At 64.2% G+C, this 1199-nt stretch carries 2 protein-coding genes; both read left to right on the top strand.

Annotated elements, in window-relative coordinates; translation table 11 throughout:
- Nucleotides 1–591 (top strand): class I SAM-dependent methyltransferase (locus ENZ74_RS32265; RefSeq protein ID WP_164761423.1); only part of this gene is annotated, 591 nt, incomplete at its 5' end.
- The coding region (locus ENZ74_RS32260) for a methylenetetrahydrofolate reductase (protein WP_127313309.1) at nt 588–1199 on the top strand (612 nt) is incomplete at its 3' end. The genes ENZ74_RS32265 and ENZ74_RS32260, both read left to right, overlap by 4 nt.

The raw sequence follows: 1199 nt of genomic DNA, 5'->3' as shown, positions 1-1199 counted from the left end.
CTGAAACTGGTCGGCAAGCGGCCGTTCCAGTCGATGCTCGATCTCGGCACCGGCACCGGGCGGCTGCTCGAAATCTTCTCGCCGCTCTATCGGCGCGGTGTCGGGATCGACATGTCGCGCGAGATGCTGACCGTGGCGCGCGCCAATCTCGACAAGGCCGGCGTTTCGAACGCGCAGGTTCGGCAGGGCGACATCTTCGCGCCGCCGGTCGAGCGCGATGCCTTCGATCTCGTCACCATCCATCAGGTGCTGCACTATCTCGACGATCCCGCCCGCGCCATCCACGAGGCGGCGCGGCTTTTGCGTCCGGCAGGACGCCTGGTCATCGTCGATTTCGCGCCGCATGCGCTGGAATTCCTGCGCGAGGAGCATGCGCATATGCGGCTCGGCTTTTCCGACCGGCAGATCGCCGACTGGTTTTCGGAAGCCGGCCTCGATCTCGAAGATGCCCAGGAGTTCGAGCCGCGCGGTGGCAATGAGGCGAGGCTCACTGTGAAACTCTGGCTCGGCCGCGATCGGCGCCTGCTGATTGCCGATCCTTCCAACGACACAAGGCAGGCCAAAGCGAACTCGATGGGGGAAATCGCATGAACCAGTTCCGCTTTTCCCGCCGCCCCGACATCGGCGACAAGGTCAGGGTTTCCTTCGAATTCTTCCCGCCGAAGACGGACGAGATGGAAGCGAGGCTGTGGGAGACGGTCACAAGGCTGGAGCCGCTGAAGCCGAAATTCGTCTCGGTGACTTACGGCGCCGGCGGCTCGACACGGGAGCGCACCGCGCGCACTGTAAAGCGCATCCTGACGGAAACCGGTATTCCTGCAGCGGCGCATCTGACCTGCGTCGGGGCAACGCGCGACGAGGTCGATGCGGTCATCCAGGATTACAAATCGATCGGCATCAACCGGTTCGTGGCGCTGCGCGGCGACCCGGCCTCCGGCGTCGGCGAGCCCTACCGGCCGCATCCCGGTGGCTACGAGAATGGCGCGGAACTGGTCGCCGGGCTCAAGACGATCGCGGATTTCGACATCTCCGTCGCGGCTTATCCGGAAAAGCATCCGCAAAGCCCCGATTTCGCCACCGACATCGAGATGCTGAAGCGCAAGGTCGACAATGGCGCGACGCGGGCGATCACCCAGTTCTTCTTCGACAACGATCTCTACGAGCGCTATGTCGAGCGCGTTCGCCGCGCCGGCATCTAC

The organism is Mesorhizobium sp. M7A.F.Ca.CA.002.15.2.1 (assembly GCF_003998715.1).
Lineage (GTDB): Bacteria > Pseudomonadota > Alphaproteobacteria > Rhizobiales > Rhizobiaceae > Mesorhizobium > Mesorhizobium ciceri.
This window is presented reverse-complemented; position numbering and strand designations above follow the sequence as displayed.